This is a genomic window from Oceanicaulis sp. (assembly GCA_040112665.1).
Lineage (GTDB): Bacteria > Pseudomonadota > Alphaproteobacteria > Caulobacterales > Maricaulaceae > Oceanicaulis.
The window spans coordinates 1,777,424-1,799,795 of the sequence record CP157796.1 but is presented as its reverse complement, the minus strand read 5'-3'; the positions used below and the strand labels follow the sequence as shown (position 1 = coordinate 1,799,795).

Sequence of the window (22,372 nt, the reverse complement as noted above, 5' to 3'; positions counted from 1 at the left end):
GGCCGGGCGTTTTCGTTCATCGCAGGCTCATCGCCGATGGCTTAAGCTTTGCGTAACCTGTCACCGGCGCGCCCCGCGCGCGCCCACCGAACGGAGGTCGACCATGAAGACCCGTCTCCTGATCGCCGCAGCCGGCGCCGCCCTGCTTCTGCCGGGCCTGCAGGCCGCCGAAGCCCAGACCTACGGCGCGTCCAGCCGGGCCGCGCCTGCGATGAGCTACGAGCAATGCATGGCGAGCGCCCGCAACCGCCAGATCACCGGCGCGGTCGTGGGCGGCGTGATCGGCGCGGTGCTCGGCGCGGAGATCCATGACGACCGTCAGGACCGGGCGCGCGAGCGGCATTATCGCGACCGGTACGGCCGTTACGACCGGCATGGGCGCTACGACCGGTACGGGCGCTATGACCGCTACGGCCGCCACGGCCGGTATCGCGAAGAGGGCAATGACGGCGCGGTGGTCGCCGGCGCCGGTCTGGGCGCCCTGGCCGGCGCTGCGGTCGGCTCGGCCGCCCAGCGCGACTGCGCCCGCTATCCGCGCGCCGAGCGCGGCTACGGCTATGGCGGCGCGCCGGGCCATTACGGCTCGGATTCGCGCTATGACGACGCCCGGTACGGCCGGGACGAGCGCTACGACCCCCGCTATGCGGACGGCGGCTACGGCGATCCGTACGAGCGCGGCTATGACGGCGGGTACGGTTATGAAGACCCGTACGGCCGCTCCTCCGGCGAGCTTCTGGGCGGGCCGGACGACCGCTACCGCCAGGACGATCCCTACCGCCGGGACGATTACGGCCGTGATCCCTACGACCAGCAGGGCCGCACCTACACCGCCGGGTCCAGCGGCGCGCCGGCGACCGGCGCCTGCCGGTCGATGCGCTCTTCCGGTCAGATGGTCTATATGTGCCAGGGCTCTGACGGCATCTGGCGGCCGGCGGACAGCTACCGCTAGGACGCCTTCACCGCACCGATCAGGCGCTCGCGATTGCCGTCGCCGCCGGCGATCGGACTGTCGAGCGTTCCGAGCACGTCGAACCCCGCCCGCGCCAGAAAGGCGCGGGCGTTGTCTTCTGCGCGCCCGGTCGCCTCGACGTCCCTGACCACCCCGCCCTTGCCGACATGGGCGCGGCCGACCTCGAACGGGGGCTTGAACAGGGCCACGAGTTTCGCCCCCGGCGCAGCCAGCGACAGCGGCAGGGCGAGGACTTTCTCAAGGCTGATGAAGCTCGCGTCGCAGACGATCATCGCCGGACGTTCACCGTCCAGCTTTTGAAGGTCGAGATCGCGCGCGTCGGTCCCTTCAAGGCTGGTCACGCGCGGATCGGCCTTCAGCGAGGGGTGCAGCTGATCGCGCCCGACATCGACGGCGAAAACCCGCGCCGCGCCGCGTTCGAGCAGCACTTCGGTGAACCCGCCCGTGCTCGATCCCACGTCCAGACAGACGAGGCCTTTCGGATCGAACCCGAAAGCGTCGAGGCCCGCGACGAGCTTCAGCGCTGCGCGGCCCACATAAGGATGGGCGGGCTCGGCCTCGATCGCCGCGCCATCGGGAATGGTCTGCGAAGGTTTGGCGATCACAGCGCCGTTCACGCGCACCCGGCCGGCCGCGATCGCCGCCTGCGCCCGGGCGCGGGTTTCGAAATAGCCGTGATCGACAAGATAGCGGTCTGCGCGCATGGCCCCTCCCCTGAGAGACCGGTTCTAGCCCTTCGACGCGCCCTCGTGCACCTCGGTCAGCGCAGCTTCGAGCGCGGCCCAGTCCAGAAGCGGATGACGCCGGCGCGGCTTTAGAAGCCCGTGCGTGACCACCACAGGCTCGGGCGGGACGATCGCTCTCAGTCCCAGCGTCGCCAGAAGGGGCGCGCTGACCGACAGGGGCACCGCAGCCGCCGCGCCGTCATGCATGATCGCCCTCAGAGCGAAGGCCGGCAGGCCCGAGCGCACGCTGACGCGCGGCTGGCCCAGCCCGAACGCCGCAGCCAGCCGGCCGACCAGAACTTCGCCCGCCTCGGTGGCGTCGGTCACCCAGGCGCGCTCCTCCAGCGCGTCGGGGCTGCCGTCGTTCGCGACCGCGACGCCCCAGCCCGCTTGCACCAGCGGTGTGAACTCCAGCGTCGCGCCGTCCTCGGGCTCGGCGCACAGGGCGAAGTCGAGCTCGCGCGCGGCGATCTGGGCGGTGAAGCTGCGCGCCGCGCCGGGAACGAGCTGCAGCTCGGCGTCGGTCTGGCGGCGCAGAACGTCGAGGATGGCGCTGCTCTGATCGGCGAGCGCGTACCAGTAGCTCATGCCCACGCGCACCCGGCCCGGCGCGGTCTCGCCCTCGCCGGACAGGCGCTTGATGGACTCGGTGACCTCCAGCAGCTCGGCGGCGAGGCTGACCACCACTTCGCCGTCAGGCGTGAGCGCGACGCCGGAGGGGCCACGGTCGATCAACCGCCGGCCCAGCTCGTCTTCGAGCATGCGCACCGAGCGCGACACCGCCTGCTGGGTCAGACCCAGGGCGCGGCCGGCCGCGCCGAAACCGCCATAGGCCAGAACAGCGCGCAAATGGATCAGTTGCTGCAGCGTCACGACCGGCCTCCAGCAGCGCTCCGGGTCGAGAGAAACGCCTTCACGCCCGCTTCGGCCGCGCCGGTCAGCGCGTCCCAGTCGAGCCCTATCGGGGGCCGCCTGGGGCAGAGCAGGCCGTATTCGCGCCGCGGCAGCGACGGCGCAGGCATGAGCTCCACGCCGGCCTCGTTCAGAAAGCCCGGCGAGACGTCGTCTGGCGCCACCGAAAGCAGGTCGCTGGCGCCGATGGTGCGCAGAATCTGCACCGTGCTCGCCGAGGTCGACACGATGCGCGCAGGCTTGCCCGCCAGCGCCTTGATCGCCGCGTCGAGCTGAGCGTGGCCCGAGGGCGAGCTTGCCGTGACGAAGCCGTACTCTGCAGCCTTCTCAAGACCGCCCTTCGGCCCGGCGATCGGGTGTCCCTTGCGATGCGCGATCGCCCAGCCGAAATCGAGCAGCTTCCGGAAGGTCACGCGCGGCCCGGGCTGGATGACGCTGGTGAACGCCAGGTCGAGCTCTCCGGAGGCGACGATCGGACTGAGCTCGACGTTGGCGCCCTCAACAAACTCGATACGGCCGTAATCGAGCGCCGCCAGGGCGCGCGTCACGTGCTCGGACAGCCGGGTCATCGTGAAGAAATATCCGATGCCGATGCGGATCGACCGGCGCTCCTCATGGGAGACGGCCTGCACGATCTGATCGCGCAGGCGCAGCGCACGCACGGCGCGTTCATGCACCGCGCGGCCGAAGGCGGTGAACGCCACGCCGCCCGCCGCGCGTTCGAACACCTCGCCACCGAGCTCGCGCTCCAGCGCGCCGATCGCACGCGAAAGCGCCTGCGGCGTCACGCCGAGCGACTCCGCCGCAGCGCGCAGGCTGCGGTGGCGGGAGACGGCGTCGATATATTCAAGCTGCTGCAGATTCACTCGTGATTCCCCACACTCGTATTAATCGTATAACCAACTCGGTCCGGGTTGGTGAGTGTGTCGTTCAGTTGTGAGGCGGGCTTCGTTTCCGGCCGCCCCGCCGCGGCGCAAATGCGCTGTATTCGTATGAACTAACGCACGAAAGCCCGCCGGGATCACTCCGGCGGGCTTCGTTCAGATCGTGAAAGTTTTGTGTCAGGCCAGCGCTTTGGCCGCTTCGGCCTCCCGGCCCAGCGCGTCGAGCACCTTCGCGGTGACGTGCTTGGCGTTCAGACCCGCCGCTTCGTACATCTGGAAGGGGCTGTCCTGGTCCTGGAAAATGTCGGGCAGGGTCATGGTGCGGATTTTCAGCCCCGCATCCAGTGCGCCCTTCTCGGCCAGCAGGTGCAGCACGAAGGCGCCGAAGCCGCCGCGCGCGCCTTCCTCGATGGTGATCAGCACTTCGTGCTCGCGGGCGAGCCGCAGCACCAGATCCTCGTCCAGCGGCTTGGCGAAGCGCGCGTCCGCGATGGTCGGCGTCAGCCCGAAGCCCGCAAGTTCCTCGGCGCTCTTGAGCACTTCGGACAGGCGCGCGCCGAAATTCAGGATCGCCACCGTCGAGCCCTCGGACACGATACGGCCCTTGCCGATTTCGAGCGGCTCGGGGTTTTCGGGGATCTCAACGCCCATCCCCTCGCCGCGCGGATAGCGGAAGGCGCTGGGCCGGTCGTCGATCTCCGCGGCCGTTGCGACCATGCGGGCCAGCTCCGCCTCGTCGGCGGCGGCCATCAGGACCATGCCCGGCAGCGAGCCCAGATAACCGACATCGAACGCGCCGGCATGGGTCTGCCCGTCCGCGCCGACCAGCCCGGCCCGGTCGATGGCGAAACGCACCGGCAGAGACTGGATCGCCACGTCGTGGACGACCTGGTCGTAGCCGCGCTGAAGGAAGGTGGAGTAGATCGCGGCGAAGGGTTTGAGCCCTTCCGCGGCGAGGCCGGCGGCGAAGGTCACCGCGTGCTGTTCGGCGATGCCGACATCCCAGGCGCGGTCAGGGAAGCGCGCCATGAACTTGTCCACGCCCGTGCCGCCGGGCATGGCGGCGGTCACCGCGCAGATCTTCTCGTCTTTCTCGGCGAGCCCGATCAGCGCCTTGGCGAAGACCGAGGTGTAGCTCGGACCGCCGGCGGCTTTTTTCTGCTGCTCGCCGGTGACGACGTCGAACTTGGAGACGCCGTGATACTTGTCGCTCGCCGCCTCGGCGGGGGCGTAGCCTTTGCCCTTCTGGGTGCAGACATGGATCAGCACCGGGCCGTCGGCCGCGTCGCGCACATTGCGCAGGACGGGGACGAGATTATCGAGGTCGTGCCCGTCGATCGGACCGATATAGCGGAAGCCCAGCTCTTCGAAGAGCGTACCGCCCACCGCCATGCCGCGCAGATACTCCTCGGCCTTGCGCGCCTGCTCCTGAACGCCGAGCACCTTGGCCACGCCTTTGCCGAGCTTTCGAAGCTCGGTGTAGCTCCTGGAGCTGACCTGACGGGCGAAATAATGGCTCATCGCGCCCACGGGCGGGGCGATGGACATGTCGTTGTCGTTGAGGATGACGATGACGTTCTTGTCGAGCGCGCCGGCGTTGTTCATCGCCTCATAGGCCATGCCCGCGCTCATCGAGCCGTCGCCGATCACCGCAATCACCTTGCGGTCGGGCTCGTTCTTGAGGTCGCGCGCCACCGCGAAACCCAGCGCCGCGGAGATCGAGGTGGAGGCGTGCGCGGCCCCGAACGGGTCGTACTCGCTCTCCTTGCGCTTGGTGAAGCCCGACAGGCCCCCGCCCTGGCGCAGCGTGCGGATGCGGTCGCGGCGGCCGGTGACGATCTTGTGCGGATAGCATTGATGGCCGACATCCCAGATCAGGATGTCGCGCGGCGTGTCGAACACGTGGTGCAGCGCTACGGTCAGCTCGACCACGCCCAGCCCCGCGCCCAGATGCCCGCCCGTCACCGAGACCGCGTCGATCACCTCGGCGCGCAATTCGTCCGCGGCGGCCTTCAGAAAGCGCAGATCGCGGTTCTTGAGGTCGGCGGGCAGCCGGATCTGGTCAAGATGGGGCGTGTCGGGCATGGCCGCTCCTTTGCGGTGACCGGAATACCGGCCATGTTAAAGCTCAGGACTGACGATCCAAGACGTAATCGACCATTTCGCGCAAGCGGTCCGCATCAGCGCCGAACAGATCGAGATGGTCCTTGGCCTGATCGGCCAGCCGCGCGGCGCGGTCGCGCGCGCCCTCGAGCCCCAGAATACTGACGAAGGTCGCCTTGCCCTGGGCGGCGTCCTTGCGGGTGCGCTTGCCGGTCAGGGTCTCGTCGCCCTCGACGTCCAGAAGATCGTCGACGATCTGGTAGCACAGGCCCAGATCGTGCGCGAAACCCTCGAGCGCGGTGCGCACGTCCTTGCCGCTCTCGGCCACGATGGCGCCGGCTTCGGCGCAGAAGCCGATGAGCGCGCCGGTCTTCATGCGCTGGCAGCGGGTGACGACCGCAATGTCGGTCTCCTCGCCCGCCTCGATGGCGATGTCGATCATCTGACCGCCCGCCATGCCGCGCGCGCCCGAGGCGCGGGCGAGCCTGAGGACGAGATCACAGCGGGCGGACGGGTTCGCGCAGGTCTCCGGATCGGCGAGGATCTCGAAGGCCACGGTTTGCAGCGCGTCTCCGGCGAGAATGGCGGTCGCCTCGTCATAGGCGATGTGCACGGTGTCGCGCCCGCGCCTCAGATCGTCGTCGTCCATCGCCGGCAGGTCGTCATGGATCAGCGAGTAGGCGTGGATGCACTCCACCGCGCAGGCCGCGCGCAAAAGAGCGCGCTCGTCAGCCCCGGCGAGGCGCCCGCATTCGATGGTGATGAAGGGCCGCAGCCGCTTGCCCGGTCCCAGCGCGGCGTAGCGCATCGCCGAGATGAGCCGCTTTTCCGGCCCGTCGGGACGGGGGATGAGCGCGTCCAGCGCGACCGTGATGCGGTCGGCGGTCTCGGCGAGCGCGGTCTGAAACTCGGTCATCAGCCGAGATCGGCCGGTTCTGCGCCGACCTCGCCGCCCGAGCCGACGACGATCTTGTCGACCTTGAGCTGGGCTTCCTTCAGGCGCGCCTCGCAATGGGCTTTCAGCGCCGCGCCGCGCTCGTACATGGCGATCGACTTTTCAAGTTCGACCTCGCCGCGTTCGAGCTGGGCGACGATTCCTTCGAGCTCGGCCAGGGCGGCCTCGAAGCTCATCTGCGCGATGTCCCTGGGGGCGTCGGCCATGGGCGGGGAAACTCCTTCGACACTCTGCGACAGAGAAGCCTCAACCCGCCGCGCGATCAACCGCCGCGGCTGCGGCGGGAGACGTTTTTGAGTTCGTAGCGCCGCCAGGACCAGTACCAGTCCCCGCCGTCGCGCACGCAGGCCCAGCCCCGTTTCCTGAGCTGGGGCCGGATCATCCGGTTGAACCAGCCGTGCGCGAACAGCACGACCGGGCCGTTTCTGGCCGCCTCGATCAGCATCTCGCTCGCCGTCGCCGCGCGGCGCTCGGCCTGCCCGCGCGTCTCGCGTCCGCGCGCATGGCCAAGCCACCACGAGCAGCGCGCATACACCCCCCAGGTCCGCGCGGTGTAGCGGCCGGGCAGCTTCGGCGGCGGCAGCGGCGCCTCCACGAACGTCGAATCAAGCGCGATGTCGCGGCCCTCGCAGCAGGCGCGCGCGGTCTCGATGGCTCTGGGCAGGGTCGAGGCGTAGATCGAGCGCGCCAGCCGGGTCTCCGCGATCAGCGCTTCGGGCGCGGTCTGGCCGGGCTTCAGACCCGCCTCGTCATAGGCGGCCCACCAGCGCTCATAGCCGCGCCAGTCCATGCGCTCGAAGCGATCGGCGTCGGGTTCGCCGTGGCGGGCGATCACGATCTGACCTGGCGCGAGGGGAGGTTCGGCGTCTTTCATCGGATCTTCTGGAGAATCGCCCGGACGGGATGAAAGCCGATAAGGACCGCAGGCCGCCCCGTCAGGCCGCGTCCAGCGCCGAGAGAAACGCCGCAGAGGCGCGCTCGAGCGCGGGGCAGTCGTATCCGCCCTCGAGCATGCACACAAGCTTGGATGCGCTGTACCGCTTGGCCGCCGCGGCCAGCGCCTCGCCCGCCCAGGCGTAATCTGTGTCTTCGAGCGCCAGACCGGCCAGCGGATCGGCGGCGTGCGCGTCAAATCCGGCCGACACCAGAACCAGTTGCGGCGCGAACGCGTCGAGCCGCTCGATGATCCGGTCGCGCACCGCCTTGCGCCAGACCTCGCCTGTCGTTCCCGCATCCATCGGCGCGTTGACGATATTGCCGTGACGGCCCGTCTCGTGCGCCGCGCCGGTGCCGGGATAGATCCAGCCCTGGTGGATCGAGGCGAAAAAACAGCGCGGCTCGGATTCGGCCCAGGCCTGCGTGCCGTTGCCGTGATGCACGTCAATGTCGATCACCGCGACGCGCTCCAGACCCGATGCCAGCGCATGGGCCGCCGCGATCGCGATCGAATTGAACAGGCAGAAACCCATCGCCCGGTCCGGCTCGGCGTGATGGCCCGGCGGCCGGGCGGCGACGAACACCGCTTCGGCCTCACCGCCCAGCACCTGATCGACCGCCGCGATCCCGGCGCCTGCCGCATCCAGCGCGGCGCGCAGCGAGCCGGGACTCATGAAGGTGTCCGCGTCCAGCGCCGCGGAGCCGGCCTCGGGCGAAGCGGCGAAGACCCGGTCGACATGAGCGGGCGCGTGCACCCGCTCCAGCGCGTCGCGCGCCGCCGGCGCGTCATGCGCGACAATCTCCACCCCGGCCGACCGCGCGCCGGCGAGCACGGCCTCGAGCCGGCCGGCATGCTCGGGATGACCTTGCGGGGGATGGTGGTCGAAGCCCGAAGGGCAGGACAGGACACGGGTTTTCATGGCCCGTAAAACTAACCCCGTCCCGCCCGTCCGGCCAGAAATCTATTCCGCCGCGAACACGCCGTTCGTGTAGGCCGCGGGCGGACGGGAATAGGCGTCCACCATGGAGTCCAGCATCACGAAGTTCGGTTCGAACTCGGCGTAATTGCAGGTGATCTCCTCGCCCGGCGCGATGTCCTTGATCGCCCGGCCGTACACCGCGTCGGAGAAATCGGTGTTGGGGTCGAGCGAGTGGTTCATGTGCCGTCCGTTGTCCGCATCCAGCACCAGCAGGGAATGATCGGCCGGGTGCGGATAGGTGTACCGGTCCACGAAACGCCGGATCGGCTCGGGCATGGCCGCGAGCTCGGCCGGGGAGATCAGCCGGTCGAAGCCCGGTTCGAAGCGGTAGATGAGCTGGCCCGCAGCGATCGGTTCGGCGGCGAAAACGCCGACACCCTCGATCGCGCTCGGACCCACATAGGTGTCGATGAGCAGCATGATGAAACGCCAGGCCTGCGCGTCGACGCAGGTGAAAGACGCGGCGCCGGGGCCCTTGCGGCCCGGACGGCGCGGAGTGCGACGCTCCAAGCGCTATGATGGCGAATTCACGCAGAATGCAAGCGGGATTTTTTTGGCCCGCCCCGATATAACATTCCCGCATACGCGTAGTTAACGCCGCCGGTGTAATCTTGACGCGAATATTCGGGCTGCCTACGTTCCGAACAAGGACTTTGGCTGGCGCGCTTTCGTGCAGCCGCCGCCCTGAAACAGAGCCGCAGTGACCCAGGCTGCCGACCAGACCGAGTGATGACGATGTCCGCACACCGCACGCAAACCGTTTTCCGTTCACTCCGGCTCGGACTGGCCGTATCGGTCGGCATGGCGGTGCTCTTCGCAAGCCTGCCGGCGCTGGACGGCGGCGTCACCAGCTGGGAAGCGGCGACCGTGCTTGCAGGCGGGGTCGCGGCCGCACTGGCCAAGGGCCTGTTGTTCTCGGCCTGATCCGTAGCTCGTCTTGGCCTTCGACATCATCACGATCGCGGGCTTCATCGCCGCAGTGTACGCCGCGATCGGGTGGTGGGCCCGGTGGCACTACAAGATGGCGGCCGCTCCCGATAACGATCTGTCGCGGCGGCTCGAGGGCGTGCCGATCGATTTCGCGAACGGCGGCGCGCTCGGCGTCTTCGTCATTGCCGCTTATCTACTGTTCATGGGCCGGAGCGCGGAGTTCGCCACGCTCGCCGGACGCGAGTCGCTCGCGTTTCTAAGCGCCTTCGTGTGGGCGACCTTCATGATCCTCGCCTCGTCATGGCGAAGCTGGAACGAGAACAATCCCGGCTGACCCGCCCTCACCCGTGGCCGAGCTGGACGTCCATGATCTTGACGCCTTCGGGCGCGGGCGCGTCGTCGGGCACGAAGAAATCGGGCAGCAGTTCTTCGCCGGGCTGGACGGAATACTGCTCGAAATCGGTGACGCCCTCCGAGGCCAAGAAGGTGTCGTCGATGATGAAATTGCCGGTGAACTCGGCCGCGGGCTTGGTCAGGACCCGGTAGGCGGTCTCTGCGAGGATCTCCGGCTTGCGGCAGTTCTTGAACGCCTCCTCGCCGGCGAGCACGTTGGCGATGGCCGCGGTCGCGATCGCGGTGCGCGGCCAGATCGCGTTCGCGGCGATCTTGCCCTTGAACTCGCCCGCCCAGCCCAGCACGCACAGGCTCATGCCGAACTTCGCGCTGGTGTAGGCCACGTGCGGGGCGAACCATTTGGTGCGCATGTCCAGCGGCGGTGAGAGCGTGAGGATGTGCGGGTTTTCCGCCTTTTCGAGATGCGGCAGGCATTTCTGGGTGACCAGGAAGGTGCCGCGCGCATTGACCTGATGCATCAGGTCCCAGCGCTTGATCGGCGTGTCTTTCGTGGACATCGGGAAGATCGCCGAGGCGTTGTTGACCACGATGTCGACGCCGCCGAATTCGGCGACGGTTTTCGCCACGGCCTCCTCGACGGCGGCCTCCTCGCGAATGTCGCAGACGATGGGCAGCGCGTTCCCGCCGGCCTTCCGAATCGCATCGGCGGCGGTGTGGATGGTGCCGGGCAGCTTGGGATGGGGTTCGTCGGTCTTCGCCGCGATCGCGATGTTCGCGCCGTCGCGCGCACAGCGCACCGCGATGGCTTCGCCGATGCCCCGGCTCGCGCCGGTGATGAAGATCGTCTTGCCCTGAAGGCTCATGAAGGCTCTCCTATGTCCGCCGCCGGCCTGACCGGCGCATGTGTCTCGCACGTGTTCTGAACCCGCCGCAACGGCCCTTCCTCCCCCCCTCGGGGGAGGGTCGGGGTTGGGGCCGTTCGGTCGCACCGGGCACGCGCGGCTTCACCCCACCCTAACCCTCCCCTCGAGGGGAGGGAACGGGCGAGGCCGGGATCGCTTGCGAAAGGAGAGAAAGGCCTAGACCGCGCCTAGATGCCGCGCCAGACCCGCCAGGGCGGGCAGTAGAGATCGTCTTCCTTGCGGCAGGACGCGAAGGTGAAGAGCACCGTCCAGGCTCGGCCGACCACCTCGTCTCGGTGCACGTATCCAAGCCCCATGGCCACCCGGCTGTCGGCCGAGGCGTCGCGATTGTCGCCCATCAGGAAGATGTGGTTCTCCGGCACGATGAACGGGCCGACATCGTCCAGCGGGGCGGAGTCGGTGCGCTCGTATATCGTGTAGCTGCGCCCGCCGGGCAGCGTCTCGCGATAGGCCGCCGCTTGCACGATCATGCCCGAGCGGTCGCGATAGCGCACTTCGCCCAGGGGTTCGCGCGGCAGGCGCTCGCCGTTCAGATACAGCCGGCCGCCGCGCATCTCGACCCGGTCGCCGGGCTGGCCGACGACGCGCTTGATGAGATTGATGCCCTGGCCGGGATCACGGACCACCACGACATGGCCGCGGTCGGGCGTCGAGCCGAAGACGCGCCCGGTCCAGCTGTCGGGCAGCACATAGCCCAGCCCCAGCGGCAGCGAATGACGCGAATAGCCGTAGGCGAATTTCGAGACCAGCACCCGGTCGCCGACCTGCAGCGCGGGCTGCATGCTTTCAGACGGAATGTGGAAGGCGGCGAAAATGAAGGTGACCAGCGCGAACCACACCGCCGCCACGCCGCCCAGGAAACGGACGGTTTCACCGAACTCGCCGGCCGCCTTGCCGGCGATACGCTTCATCAGATCGGTCATTTCAGCTTCACCGCCGTGCCGTAAGCGAGAATTTCGGCGCTGCCTTCCATCACGGTGGAGGTGGCGAAGCGAAAGGTCACGACCGCGTCCGCGCCCAGCTGTTCGGCGTGCGCGACCAGCCGGCCCATCGCCTGCTCGCGCGCCTCGGCCATCAGCTTGGTGTACTCGGTCACCTCGCCGCCGACGAGATTGCGCAGGCCGGCGATGAAGTCGCGGCCGAAAAAGCGCGCACGCACGACCGAGCCGCGGGCGATCCCGATCACCTGAGCGATCTCGCGCCCGGGAATCTCGTCTCCCATGGTCACCAGTACCGGCGCCCGGGTGGCCGGGTGCGAAGGCGCGTCAGTCATCGCCGAGAGTTCCCCTCATGGTCCGTACAGGGCGCGAACCCCGAACATTGCACATAGCAGCCTTCCCGCGCGAGCGAAACGCGAACGCGGTTAAATTACAGACAGGGCGGCCGGGGCCGTGGCCGAAAAGCCGCCCTTCGGGATCGGCCTGCGAATCTCTGCTAGCATAAGGTCTCGCACGCCGAGCCCACGGAGCCCGCCATGACCGATCCCACGCCGCACACCGCCGACGCCAGCCCGCGCGAGGAGAGCGGCGACCGCATCCTCGTCATCGTCAACTACGTGCTCTCGTTTCTGGCGCTGTCGAACGGGGTCACGCTGCTGATCGCGGCGATCCTGGCCTATGTGCGCAAGGACCAGGCCGAGCCCTGGCTGAAAAGCCATTTCCAGTACCAGATCGCCAATTTCTGGTACGGGCTCGCCTTCGCTGTGGTGGGCTTCCTGACGATCTGGGTGCTGGGCCTGGGCCTTCTCGTCTGGCTCGCCGGCGCGATCTGGCTGATCGTCAGAACCGCCGTGGGCCTGGTCCGGCTCATCGACCGGCGCCCGCACGGCGATCCTTACGGGATCTGGTTCTAGGCGCTCTCCAGCATCGCTTCGCCGGGTTCGAACAGCGCGCCGGCGCCGAGCTTGATGTCGCCGATCAGACCGGGCGCGCTCGAGAGCACGGTGTCGGCGTAGACCTTCGCCAGGGCGATCTTCGAGCGGGCGTAGGCTTCTTCCTGACCGTCCTTGAGCATGCGCTGGGCCGCCACCGCGCCCACGCACATAAGCCAGCCCCCCGTGACGTCGCCGGCGAGCTTGAGGAAGGGCGTCGCAGCCGCCAGCCGGTCGGCGTCGCCGGCCTTCAGCACCCAGTCCGACGCCGCCTCGAGCGCGTCGGCGGCCGGCTTCAGCCGGACGGCGAGTTCGGGCAGGTCGGGGTTGGAGCTGGTCTCGAGGTCTTCCACCGTCTGGCGGATGTCCTCGATGAGTTCACCCATGGCGTGACCGCCGTCGCGGGCGAGCTTGCGGCCGACGAGATCAATCGCCTGGATGCCGTTCGTGCCCTCGTAGATCGGGGCGATGCGCGCATCGCGGTAATGCTGGGCCGCGCCGGTCTCCTCGACAAAGCCCATGCCGCCATGCACCTGGATGCCGAGCGAGGCGACCTCGACGCCGATATCGGTCGACCAGGCCTTGGCGATCGGGATCAGAAGGTCTTCGCGGCGCTTGGACCAGGCGCGCTCTTCCTCGTCCTCGCCGTGCGCACCGAGATCGGCCTCGACCGCGGCGTGATAGCAGATCGCGCGCGCCGCCTCGGTCTTGGCTTTCATCAGCGCCAGCGTCCGGCGCACGTCGGGGTGATCGATGATCGCATGCGGGGCTTCGGCCTCGACGCCCACCGCGCGGCCCTGCCGGCGGTCTTTGGCGTAGGCGAGCGCCTGCTGATAGGCGCGCTCGGCGATGCCCACGCCCTGCACGCCGACATTCAGGCGCGCGGAGTTCATCATGATGAACATCCCCGCCATGCCCTTGAACTCCTCGCCGACGAGCCAGCCTTTCGCGCCGGCGTATTCCATCGTGCAGGTCGGCGATCCGTGAATGCCCATCTTGTGTTCGAGCCCGATCGCCTTCACGCCGTTGCGCTCGCCGGGGTTTCCGTTTTCGTCGGGCAGGAATTTCGGCACCAGGAACAGCGAGATGCCCTTGGTGCCCGGCGCGGCGTCCGGGGTGCGCGCGAGCACCAGGTGGACGATGTTCTCCGCGCAGTCGTGCTCGCCCCAGGTGATGTAGATCTTCTGCCCGCTGATCGACCAGGAGCCGTCGCCGTTCGGCTCGGCCTTGGTGCGAAGCGCGCCGACGTCGGAGCCCGCCTGCGGCTCGGTGAGGTTCATGGTCGCCGACCATTCCCCGGAAATGATCTTGGGCAGGTAGAGTGCGCGCTGCTCCTCGGTGCCGACCTCGATCAGCGCCTCGATCGCGCCGAAGCTGAGCATGGGCCCCAGGCCGAACGCCATGTTCGAACTTTGCAGAAGCTCCATCAGCGCACAGCCCAGAGCCTTGGGAAGGCCCATGCCGCCCGCCTCGGTGGGAAACTGCAGGCCCTGCCAGCCGCCTTCGACGAATTGCTGATAGGCCTCGCGGAAGCCCTCGGGCGTGCGCACCGCGCCGTTTTCCAGCGTGCAGCCCTGCTGGTCGCCCACCCTGTTCAGCGGCGCGAGCACGTCGTTGGCGAGCTTTGCGGCCTCGTCGAGGATCGCGGGGGTCAGGTCGGAGCTGAACTCGTCGAACGCGCCCGTCGCCTTGACGCTGTCGAGCGCGGCGATCTCTTCGAGCGAGAACCGGATGTCGCGGACCGGGGCGCGATAGCTCATGGCGGGCCTTCCCTTGCGTGAAATCTGTTCGGGGAGGGAAGATAGCGTCCCCGGCGCGGCACGCCAGCCCGCGCGGCGATACGGCTCAGGTCGGGCCGCGCGCCTAGCCGCGGCCGCGCGCGATCACCCAGTTCCAGTAGCGCAGCACGGTCTGGGCCTTGTCCACGCTGAGCCCGTCGAAGACGCGGGCGGCCTGGCGGGCGCGGGTTTCGCCGTCGGCGGTGTCGATCGCTTCGAGCATGTCGAACAAGTGAGCGCGATCGAGCCCGGTCGCCTTGGCGAGGACGGCCGCCGGCTCGCCGCCGAAATCGTCGACGATCCTGTCGAGAAGATCGCGCTGGATGTTGGCGAGCGAGGCCGCCTCGTCGCGCAGCGTGTCGCTGAACCCGGTCTGGGCGGCGCGCTGCAGCAGCTTTTCAAGCGAGCCGTAGGGCGAGACGTCGGCCGCGGCGCGGTTGCGCTGGCGACGATCGATATAGGCGAGCGCCTCGGTCACCACGGGATCGGGATCGCGCTCGGCCGCGGCCAGCGGAAAGACGTCAGAGGCCGCTTCCTGGAGGATCGCCCGGCTGGCGGCGAAGCGGTCCAGAATCTGCCGGCGCAGGCTGTGGCCCAGCGCCCAGAACAGGACGAAGGCCTGAACGGGGCGCAGCTCGGGCCGGCGCACCAGAAGCCGGGCGATCTCCTCGTTCTCGGCCGCTTCGCGCACGAGGAAGTCCGCCGTCTGCGGCGCGAGCCGCGCGCCCTGGTTTCGCAAAAGCGCCATGATCGTGTCGGGATCGGCGGACTGGGCCAAAGCGGCGGCGACGGTTTCGGAGACGTGCTCGCGGCGGGCCAGCGCGATGCGGTGACGGCGCTCGCCCTTGGCGGCGATCTCCATCATGTCGAAATCGGTGAGCGCGTGGGACGAGCGCAGGATCGGTTCGGCCACCTCGAAACTGTCCAGCGCCAGACGGCGCAGAAGCGAAGCGGGCGCTTCGGCCTGTTCGGCCAGGCGCGCGGCGACCTTCGCCCTCAGGCCGCTGTCCGCGGCGCGGAGCAGTTCTTCGAGCACGTCGGCGGTCATCCACCGCTCCTGCGGGGCGACTCGGCTGGCGGGCAGGCAGACGATGTCGGCCAGCCGGCGCGTCAGCCGGGCGCGCGCGCGGCCCTCGCCCGGCGGGGGCGGCGCGGTCGGTCGCGGTGAGAAGTCTTCGGCCATGTCGCGCGGATCCGATGCTGGCTCTCAGCCGGCAGACTGCCCCACCGGCGTTAAACAATGGTCTACCGGTATGATGAACGGCGCAGGGGCCCGGGTCGCGCCCAGGCCGGCGGCGTCCTATATCCAGGATCGCCAACAAAACCGAGGAGGCCGCCCTTGCCCAGGCTGGACGCCGAGACCATCGCCGGACTGCGCGACAAGCTCGATCCCGAAGTCGACCGCATCGCCTTTCATGAAGGTACCGAAGCGCCCGGCTGCAGCCCGCTGAACGCGGAAAAGCGCGCCGGGGTCTACGCTTGCGCGGTTTGCGGGGAGACGAAATTCACGAGCGCGGAGAAGTATGAAAGCGGGTCGGGCTGGCCGAGCTTCTGGGCGCCGGCCGACGAGGGCGCGCTGGGGACCAAGCGCGATTTCAAGCTGTTCATGCCGCGCACCGAATTTCACTGCTCGAACTGCGGCGCGCATCTGGGCCATGTGTTCGACGACGGCCCGCCGCCGACCGGATTGCGCTATTGCGTCAACGGCGCGGTTCTGGACTTCCGCCCGAACGCGGGCGAAGACTGACCGCCTCATAACAAGGGGAGCCGGGCGGCCGCCCGGACAGAGACATCATGAAGACCACCCTGCCCTTCGCGCTGCGCGCCGTGCTGCTCGCCGGCGCCGGCGTTGCGGCGCTCGCCGCCTGCGACACGGCGTCCGCGCCGTCCGAAACCACGGAGACCGACATCGCCATGGACGCGACCGCCGACACCCAGCCTTCCGATCTGATCGCCCGCGCCCGCGGCATCGAGGCCCCCACGCCCGAAGCCCGTCCGCAGACGATCGAACAGCTGGGCCGCACGCGCACCGACGAATTCGCCTGGCTGCGCGACGACAACTGGCAGGAGGTGATGCGCGACCCGTCCGTGCTGCGCCAGGACATCCGCGACCATCTCGAGGCGGAGAACGCCTACTACAACGCCGTGATGGAGCCGCTGACCGCGCTCGAGGAGCGCCTCTACACGGAGATGCGCGGCCGCATCAAGGAAGACGACGCCAGCCCGCCGGAAAAGGACGGGCCCTGGTTCTACTACACCCGCTTCCGCGAAGGCGGTCAGTACCCGGTCTTCGCGCGCCGCGCGGCCGGTGAAGACGGCCCGGTGGGCGATGAGCAGATCGTGTTCGACGGCGACGCCGAGGCCGAAGGCATCGACTATTTCGACATCGGCGCGGTCGAGCACAGCCCGAACCACCGCTATCTCGCCTATGCGGTCGACACCAAGGGCAGCGAATTCTACGAGCTGAAGATCCGCGATCTCGAGACCGGCGAGGACGTCGCCACCCTCACCGACGAGGGCTACGGCTCCATGGTCTGGGCGAACGATTCCGAGACGCTGTACTGGGTCTGGCGCGACGAGAACAACCGTCCGCGCCGGGTCTACCGCCAGCAGATCGGTTCGGCCGAGCCCGAGCTGATCTACGAGGAAGCCGACAGCGGGTATTTCCTGGGCGTGGGCAAGACCGACGGCGACACCTGGATCGTCCTGTCGGCCAACGACCACACCACGTCCGAGATGCGGGTGTTCGACGCGAACGACCCGAACGCCGAACCCATCCTGATCTCAGAGCGCGATCCGGGCGTGGAATACTCGCTGACCGAGGCGGGCGGGAACATCTATGTCCGCACGAACGCAGGCGGCGCGGTGGATTTCAAGATCATGCAGGCCCCGCTCGCCGATCCGCGGCGGGAGAACTGGTCGGAGCTGATCGACCACCGCCCCGGCGTGCTGGTCAACGGCCTGATGGGCTTTGAAGACTGGCTGGTGCGCATGGAGCGTTCGAACGCCCTGCCGCGCATCGTGGTGCGCAATCTCGCCGACGGCGCCGAGCACGAGATCGCCTTCGACGAAGAAGCCTACGCGCTCGGGATCGACGGCGGCTACGAGTACGACGTGGACACGATGCGCTTCTCCTATGAGAGCCCGTCCACGCCGGAGGAGACCTACGACTACGACATGGCGAGCCGTGAGCGCACGCTCATCAAGCGCCAGGAAATCCCCTCCGGTCACGACGCCTCGGACTATGTCGTCCGCCGCCTGCAGGCGACCGCGCGCGACGGCGAGCAGGTGCCCGTCACGCTGCTCTACCGCGAAGGCACGCCGATGGACGGCTCCGCCCCGGTGCTGCTGTACGGCTACGGCTCGTACGGCATCACCATTCCGGCGGGTTTCTCCACCTCGCGGCTGAGCCTTGTCGACCGGGGCATGGTCTACGCCATCGCCCATATCCGCGGCGGCATGGCGAAGGGCTATCAGTGGTATCTCGACGGCAAGCTCGACAAAAAGCAGAACACGTTCAACGACTTCGTCGACGCGGGGCGCTTCCTCGTCGAAGAAGGCTACACCTCTGAGGGCCGGCTCGTCGCCCATGGCGGCTCGGCCGGCGGGCTTCTGGTCGGCGCGGCGATCAATCAGGATCCGGCGCTGTTCGCCGGCGCCATCGCGGCGGTGCCGTTCGTGGACGTTCTGACCACGATGAGCGACCCCACCCTGCCGCTCACCCCGCCCGAATGGCCCGAATGGGGCAACCCGATCGAGGACGAGGCGGCGTACGACTACATCGCCAGCTACTCGCCGTACGATCAGGTGAGCGCGCAGGACTATCCCCACGTGCTCGCCACGGCCGGTCTGACCGATCCGCGCGTGACCTACTGGGAACCGGCGAAATGGGCGGCGCGTCTGCGCACCCGCCGCACCGATGACGGCCTCACCCTGATGCGCACGAACATGGGCGCGGGCCATGGCGGCGCGTCGGGCCGGTTCGATTCGCTGAAGGAACGGGCCGAGGACTACGCCTTCGCCCTGATGACCGTCGGCCTCGCCGACGCCGAGGCGGCTGAAGCCGCACAGGCCGCCGCGGCGGCCGGTCAGGACGCGGTGGACGACTGATCCACCGGTCGAAGCGCTGAAAAGGCGGCGCGGGGCCACAGCCCCGCGCCGTTTTTCATTCGGGTCAGTCCAGCCTGAATTGCAGCGTCGTGGTCTGCCCGCGCGCGACGATCTCGTCTGACGCCCGCCCGCCGGAGACGGCGAATCGCCACTGGCTGACCGCATCCACGGTGGCCCGGGCGAAGCCTGAACTGTCGCACCGGACGACCTCGAGATTGACGGCCTGTCCTGCCGCCGTGACGTCGTAGCGCACGGTGCAGTCGCCCTCCACGCCACGGCCCTGCTCGCGCGCCGGATAGGCGGGCGGCACACGCACGTCCACCGGCGGGGCGGGCGTGAAGCCCTGACCGATCAGCTCGACGACCGGCTCGACGCGCGGCGGCGCAGGCTGGACCGTCGGCCCCGGTGCCGGGGCGGCGTTCTCGGTGTGAATACGGGGAGCGGGCGGGGGCGGCTCGGTGTCGATCCGCTCCGGCGGATCGCGCCCCTCGTCTATCGCGATCGGTTCGGGATCGAAGCTGATCCTCATCGGCTCGAGGCCTGCCGGCTCCTCGATCCTGACGATGTCCTCGGCGATCAGCCAGGTCATCAGAAGAAACAGGCCTGCGGTCACCGCCGCCGCACCGAGCACGGCGGGTATCCAGCGCACCGGCGCGCCTGACCGCGCCGGCGCCGTGTCGGAAACCATGCTCATGGCGTCCTCCCTGAGCGAGCCCCCCGGCCCGTCTGGGAGCGTGACACAGGATCGCGCGTTTCGCGAATCGGCGAACAGCGTTCAGCTTGCGGTTGGCGTTCACGGCCTGGAGCCCAGGCGAAGAAAAACCCCGCCGGGCGAACCCGGCGGGGTTTTGATCATACCGATCCGTGCCGGAGGCTAGCCGGCGGCGGCGCGCGCCTGGCGGGCGGCTTCCTGATCGGCCTGGTACTGAGCGGCTTCCTCGTCGCTCATGCCGGCTTCGCGGATCTGGTCGCCCGTGCGCTGGTTGAAGTAGCGCGAGCACTGATCGGGAATGGCGCCTTCGGGGAAGGTCACCCTCCCGTCCGCATCCACCTCGCCGATCAGAACCAGCGAACGGCGTTCGGCGGCGATCGTGAGCGAACATTCGTCGATGACGATCTGCTCACGCTGGACGGCGCGGCGCTGTTCGCCTTCGATCTGGCTCGTCACGAAGCGGATGAAGCCGTTCGCCCGCTGAGCCGAGCCGCGGAAGTTCGTCGCCTGACGGAAGGCGGCGAGCGCTTCCTGGCGCTTGCCCTGCTTCAGACGCGAGTCGCCGAGCAGGATCCAGGCGTCGCCGGCGTTGTCCAGCCCGCCACGCTCGAGCGCAGTTTCGAACGCCGATTCCGCTTCGGCGAAGTTGTTGAGCTGATAGTTCGCCTCAGCCAGGCGAAGCCACCACTCGCCCTCGCCGGTCTGGCTCGCGATGCGTTCGATCACGGGAATGGCGCGGTCGAACTCGGCCGCCTGACGCCACATGTTGGCGAGACGTTCGAGCTGTTCGCGATCGCCTTCGCAGCGGCCCGAATTGATCGCGCGCTCAAGGATGCTCGCACCCCGGTAGGGCACGTCGAAGGCGGAGTAGTACTGAGCGAGGCGGAACACCTCGTTGCACTCCTGGAACAGGCCGTTGAGGTACATCAGCTTGTTGGCCTCGAACGCGTCTTCCTCACGGTTCAGCCGCGCGAAGATGGCCACGAGGTTTTGCCAGGAGCGGCGTTCGCCGGGATAGGCGCTGAGACCGTCCCTGATCACGCGCAGCTCGTCCTGCGGACGGTTCAGCTGCGTGTAGTAGTACTGCATCAGGTTGTAATCGTTAAGCGTTTTGTTCTGCTCATCGCGATAGAACTGCTCGGCATAGCGCAGTCCCTCCTGGAAACGCTCGGCCTGGACGTAAGCTGTCGCGAGCATCTTGGCCAGGCGGGTGTTCAGGGTCGCGCCGTTGGCGATGGCGAGTTCGAACTGACGAATGCCTTCGTCGATCTGTTCCTGCGCCATGTAGAGCTGGCCCACATTGATGCGCAGCGTGTTCGCCTCGTCCTGGGTCAGCGCCCCGGTGTTGATCACCCCGAGGAAGTCCTGGGTGGCCTGGGCGAGATTGTCCTGCTGGAAATACGCCGTGCCGCGCAGTCGCAGGACGATCGAACGCTCGTACGGGGTGATCTCCTGATTCAGCAGAGGGTTCAGCAGCTGGATCATCTGGCCCCACTGCTCGGCGTCTTGCGCCTCGACGGCCGCCTGGACCGCCTCACCGACCCGCGCGGAAAGCGTACGGTTCTGCTGTTCGGCCTCCGACTGCTCGTCACGGTCGCGATTGCGCTGGGCGTCCGCCGGAGCGGCGGCGGCGAGCGCGACCGCGGAGGCGACGAGAAGGGCCGAGCCTGCCGTCAGGATGTCGGAGATCCGAAACATTTTTGTTTTCTGCGCCATTCTCGGCTCCTTGGAATTCAGTCGCCCTTGTCCGGCGAACCCGGCACGGAAGACCACAATTCTATCCATCAAGCTGGAAGTTGAACTGCGTCACCACGCCTGTCCGCCGCACCGCAGTGCCTTCCACGATCTTCGGCTGGTAGCGCCAGCGTTCCACGGCCCGGATGGCGGCGCGCTCGAACAACGAGCTGTCGCAGCTGAGGATGCGGATGTTCGTGGTCACCCCGTCCGGCGTCACATCGAAAGTCACGTCGCACGTGCCTTCCACGCCGCGCTCGGCGGCCCGCACGGGATACTCCGGCTCGATACGCACCAGCGGCTGAGCGTCGCGGTCGGAGACCGAGAAGCTGATATTGTCGCCAGTGAGAGAGGGCTCCTCGAAAGCCGGGATTTCACCGACGATCGTGGACATGTCCTCGCTCGGCGTCTCGGCCGCCTGCCGCTCGATCTCCGGAGGCGGAGGGGGCGGTTCGACCTGGTCGACGTCGTCGAGCGTGACGTCACGCTGGCGGACCTGGACTTCCTCGACTTCCTCGCTGATCGAGATCATCAGCTCGTCGCCGGCGTCCTCGAGCGTGACCTCGTCTGTGAAGATGAGCGCCTGCATCAGCATGAAGAGCAGGAAAGTGATCGCTCCGGCGATCGGCACGCCGATCAGAAGGCGGATGATGCTCGCCATGATGTCCTCCCTAGCGCTCTTCTGTCGAGATCTTCACCGGGATCTCCATGTCCATGAGCAGTTCCTGGACGTCGAGGACGGTTCCGGCGGGCGCGCCTGCGTCGCCCTGGATCATCGCTTCAGCGCGCGGGTTCTCTTCGCGCAGCTGCTCGAACACGTTCCGCAGCTGGCTGAGTTCGTACACGTCGCCGTCGACGAAAATCTCGCCTTCTGAATTGACCGCGACGAGGAGCGTAGGACGTTCGCGCTCCTGCGTCACCGTTTCAGGGCGTTCCACCTCGATACCGGGCTCTTTCACGAAGACCGCGGTGACGATGAAGAAGATCAGCAGGATGAACACGACGTCGAGCATCGGCGTCATATCCAGTTCGACGTCGGCGTCGTCCTGCAGCACTCGGCTTTGGCGGCGGGCCATGAGGGTCTCCTGCCGTTATTCTTCGTTAGCGCGCGAAATCGATACCGGGATCGAGTTCGCCCGCAGCTCGTCGACCAGACGGACCATCGTGCCGTGCTCGGCGTCCTGCGCGACCTCGATGAGGACGGCGGAATTCGGCTGCTCGGCGCGGATCCGGGACACCGCCGAGAGCACGCGAAGCTCGCTGGTGGCGTCCTGGTTCACGAAGACGCGGTTCTGGTTCGTGATCTGCACCAGAATGACCGGGTTCGACTCTTCCGGCGGCTCCTCGCTGGGAGGGGGCGGACGGAGATCGAGACCTTCTTCCTGCAGGAAGGTGGCGGTCACAATGAAGAAGATCAGCAGGATGAACACGATGTCGAGCATCGGCGTCATGTTGACGTCGGCCTGATCGCTCCCGCGCCTGGCTCTTCTACGCAT

The 22,372-nt window shown here is 68.1% G+C and carries 25 protein-coding genes; 6 read left to right on the top strand and 19 right to left on the bottom strand.

Annotated elements, in window-relative coordinates; all coding sequences use genetic code 11:
• Positions 1-103 precede the first annotated feature (103 nt).
• Complete coding sequence (locus ABL308_08650; protein ID XBQ15028.1) at positions 104-949, top strand: hypothetical protein; 846 nt, start codon at positions 104-106, stop codon at positions 947-949.
• Here ABL308_08650 and ABL308_08645 read toward each other — a convergent pair.
• The 9 genes from ABL308_08645 to ABL308_08605 form a co-directional block, all read right to left on the bottom strand.
• Positions 946-1,674, bottom strand: coding sequence for a TlyA family RNA methyltransferase (locus tag ABL308_08645; GenBank protein XBQ15027.1), 729 nt, complete (start codon positions 1,672-1,674; stop codon positions 946-948). The genes ABL308_08650 and ABL308_08645 overlap by 4 nt on opposite strands.
• Before the next feature lie 24 nt (positions 1,675-1,698).
• Entirely contained in the window at positions 1,699-2,568 is an 870-nt protein-coding gene (locus ABL308_08640; GenBank protein ID XBQ15026.1) for a LysR family transcriptional regulator, read from the bottom strand.
• Positions 2,565-3,473, bottom strand: coding sequence for a LysR family transcriptional regulator (locus ABL308_08635; protein XBQ15025.1), 909 nt, complete (start codon positions 3,471-3,473; stop codon positions 2,565-2,567). Before ABL308_08635 ends, ABL308_08640 begins: the two co-directional genes overlap by 4 nt.
• Before the next feature lie 195 nt (positions 3,474-3,668).
• A complete protein-coding gene (gene dxs, locus ABL308_08630) occupies positions 3,669-5,576 on the bottom strand; it encodes a 1-deoxy-D-xylulose-5-phosphate synthase (protein XBQ15024.1) in 1,908 nt (635 codons plus the stop codon).
• Between the two features lie 43 nt (positions 5,577-5,619).
• Positions 5,620-6,510, bottom strand: a complete 891-nt coding sequence (locus ABL308_08625; GenBank protein XBQ15023.1) for a polyprenyl synthetase family protein — start codon at positions 6,508-6,510, stop codon at positions 5,620-5,622.
• Positions 6,510-6,755 carry an exodeoxyribonuclease VII small subunit gene (locus ABL308_08620; protein XBQ15022.1) on the bottom strand — a complete coding sequence of 82 codons (246 nt, stop codon included), beginning with the start codon at positions 6,753-6,755 and terminating at the stop codon, positions 6,510-6,512. Before ABL308_08620 ends, ABL308_08625 begins: the two co-directional genes overlap by 1 nt.
• A gap of 56 nt (positions 6,756-6,811) precedes the next feature.
• The gene (locus tag ABL308_08615) at positions 6,812-7,423 is read right to left on the bottom strand and encodes a histidine phosphatase family protein (GenBank protein ID XBQ15021.1); all 612 of its coding nucleotides are present in this window, start codon (positions 7,421-7,423) and stop codon (positions 6,812-6,814) included.
• A 61-nt stretch (positions 7,424-7,484) separates the two neighbouring features.
• Positions 7,485-8,405, bottom strand: coding sequence for a histone deacetylase family protein (locus tag ABL308_08610; protein ID XBQ15020.1), 921 nt, complete (start codon positions 8,403-8,405; stop codon positions 7,485-7,487).
• 42 nt (positions 8,406-8,447) lie between these two features.
• Positions 8,448-8,885 carry an SET domain-containing protein gene (locus ABL308_08605; protein XBQ15019.1) on the bottom strand — a complete coding sequence of 146 codons (438 nt, stop codon included), beginning with the start codon at positions 8,883-8,885 and terminating at the stop codon, positions 8,448-8,450.
• A 309-nt stretch (positions 8,886-9,194) separates the two neighbouring features.
• Here ABL308_08605 and ABL308_08600 point away from each other — a divergent pair, with 309 nt between their 5' ends.
• Positions 9,195-9,389 carry a hypothetical protein gene (locus tag ABL308_08600; GenBank protein ID XBQ15018.1) on the top strand — a complete coding sequence of 65 codons (195 nt, stop codon included), beginning with the start codon at positions 9,195-9,197 and terminating at the stop codon, positions 9,387-9,389.
• A 13-nt stretch (positions 9,390-9,402) separates the two neighbouring features.
• A complete protein-coding gene (locus ABL308_08595; protein XBQ15017.1) occupies positions 9,403-9,729 on the top strand; it encodes a hypothetical protein in 327 nt (108 codons plus the stop codon).
• 7 nt (positions 9,730-9,736) lie between these two features.
• Here the strand turns inward: ABL308_08595 and ABL308_08590 are convergent, their stop codons facing one another.
• The 3 genes from ABL308_08590 to ABL308_08580 all read right to left on the bottom strand — a co-directional run bounded on the left by ABL308_08590 (position 9,737) and on the right by ABL308_08580 (position 11,945).
• Positions 9,737-10,612 (bottom strand): NAD(P)-dependent oxidoreductase, encoded by an 876-nt coding sequence (locus ABL308_08590; GenBank protein ID XBQ15016.1) that lies wholly within the window; start codon positions 10,610-10,612, stop codon positions 9,737-9,739.
• 227 nt (positions 10,613-10,839) lie between these two features.
• On the bottom strand, positions 10,840-11,595 hold the full coding sequence (lepB, locus tag ABL308_08585; protein ID XBQ15015.1) for a signal peptidase I: 756 nt from the start codon (positions 11,593-11,595) through the stop codon (positions 10,840-10,842).
• On the bottom strand, positions 11,592-11,945 hold the full coding sequence (locus ABL308_08580) for a YbjQ family protein (protein XBQ15014.1): 354 nt from the start codon (positions 11,943-11,945) through the stop codon (positions 11,592-11,594). The genes lepB and ABL308_08580 overlap by 4 nt, the downstream gene beginning before the upstream one ends.
• 201 nt (positions 11,946-12,146) lie before the next feature.
• Here ABL308_08580 and ABL308_08575 point away from each other — a divergent pair, with 201 nt between their 5' ends.
• Positions 12,147-12,524: a hypothetical protein gene (locus tag ABL308_08575; protein XBQ15013.1), complete on the top strand. Its 378-nt coding sequence runs from the start codon at positions 12,147-12,149 to the stop codon at positions 12,522-12,524.
• On the opposite strand, the gene ABL308_08570 is transcribed toward ABL308_08575, so the two are convergent.
• Both ABL308_08570 and ABL308_08565 read right to left on the bottom strand, forming a co-directional pair.
• Positions 12,521-14,302: an acyl-CoA dehydrogenase gene (locus ABL308_08570; GenBank protein ID XBQ15012.1), complete on the bottom strand. Its 1,782-nt coding sequence runs from the start codon at positions 14,300-14,302 to the stop codon at positions 12,521-12,523. The genes ABL308_08575 and ABL308_08570 overlap by 4 nt on opposite strands.
• 103 nt (positions 14,303-14,405) lie before the next feature.
• Positions 14,406-15,503 (bottom strand): DUF2336 domain-containing protein, encoded by a 1,098-nt coding sequence (locus tag ABL308_08565; protein ID XBQ15011.1) that lies wholly within the window; start codon positions 15,501-15,503, stop codon positions 14,406-14,408.
• A gap of 180 nt (positions 15,504-15,683) precedes the next feature.
• Between ABL308_08565 and msrB the strand changes: the two genes are divergently transcribed.
• Both msrB and ABL308_08555 read left to right on the top strand, forming a co-directional pair.
• The gene (msrB, locus tag ABL308_08560) at positions 15,684-16,067 is read left to right on the top strand and encodes a peptide-methionine (R)-S-oxide reductase MsrB (GenBank protein ID XBQ17728.1); all 384 of its coding nucleotides are present in this window, start codon (positions 15,684-15,686) and stop codon (positions 16,065-16,067) included.
• A 47-nt stretch (positions 16,068-16,114) separates the two neighbouring features.
• Positions 16,115-18,430, top strand: a complete 2,316-nt coding sequence (locus ABL308_08555) for a S9 family peptidase (protein XBQ15010.1) — start codon at positions 16,115-16,117, stop codon at positions 18,428-18,430.
• A 64-nt stretch (positions 18,431-18,494) separates the two neighbouring features.
• On the opposite strand, the gene ABL308_08550 is transcribed toward ABL308_08555, so the two are convergent.
• The 5 genes from ABL308_08550 to ABL308_08530 form a co-directional block, all read right to left on the bottom strand.
• Entirely contained in the window at positions 18,495-19,124 is a 630-nt protein-coding gene (locus tag ABL308_08550) for a TonB family protein (GenBank protein ID XBQ15009.1), read from the bottom strand.
• A 180-nt stretch (positions 19,125-19,304) separates the two neighbouring features.
• Positions 19,305-20,858 (bottom strand): tetratricopeptide repeat protein, encoded by a 1,554-nt coding sequence (locus tag ABL308_08545; protein XBQ15008.1) that lies wholly within the window; start codon positions 20,856-20,858, stop codon positions 19,305-19,307.
• Between the two features lie 61 nt (positions 20,859-20,919).
• Positions 20,920-21,537: a TonB family protein gene (locus tag ABL308_08540; GenBank protein XBQ15007.1), complete on the bottom strand. Its 618-nt coding sequence runs from the start codon at positions 21,535-21,537 to the stop codon at positions 20,920-20,922.
• A gap of 10 nt (positions 21,538-21,547) precedes the next feature.
• Positions 21,548-21,952, bottom strand: a complete 405-nt coding sequence (locus tag ABL308_08535; protein ID XBQ15006.1) for a biopolymer transporter ExbD — start codon at positions 21,950-21,952, stop codon at positions 21,548-21,550.
• Positions 21,953-21,967: 15 nt separating this feature from the next.
• On the bottom strand, positions 21,968-22,372 hold the full coding sequence (locus ABL308_08530) for a biopolymer transporter ExbD (protein XBQ15005.1): 405 nt from the start codon (positions 22,370-22,372) through the stop codon (positions 21,968-21,970).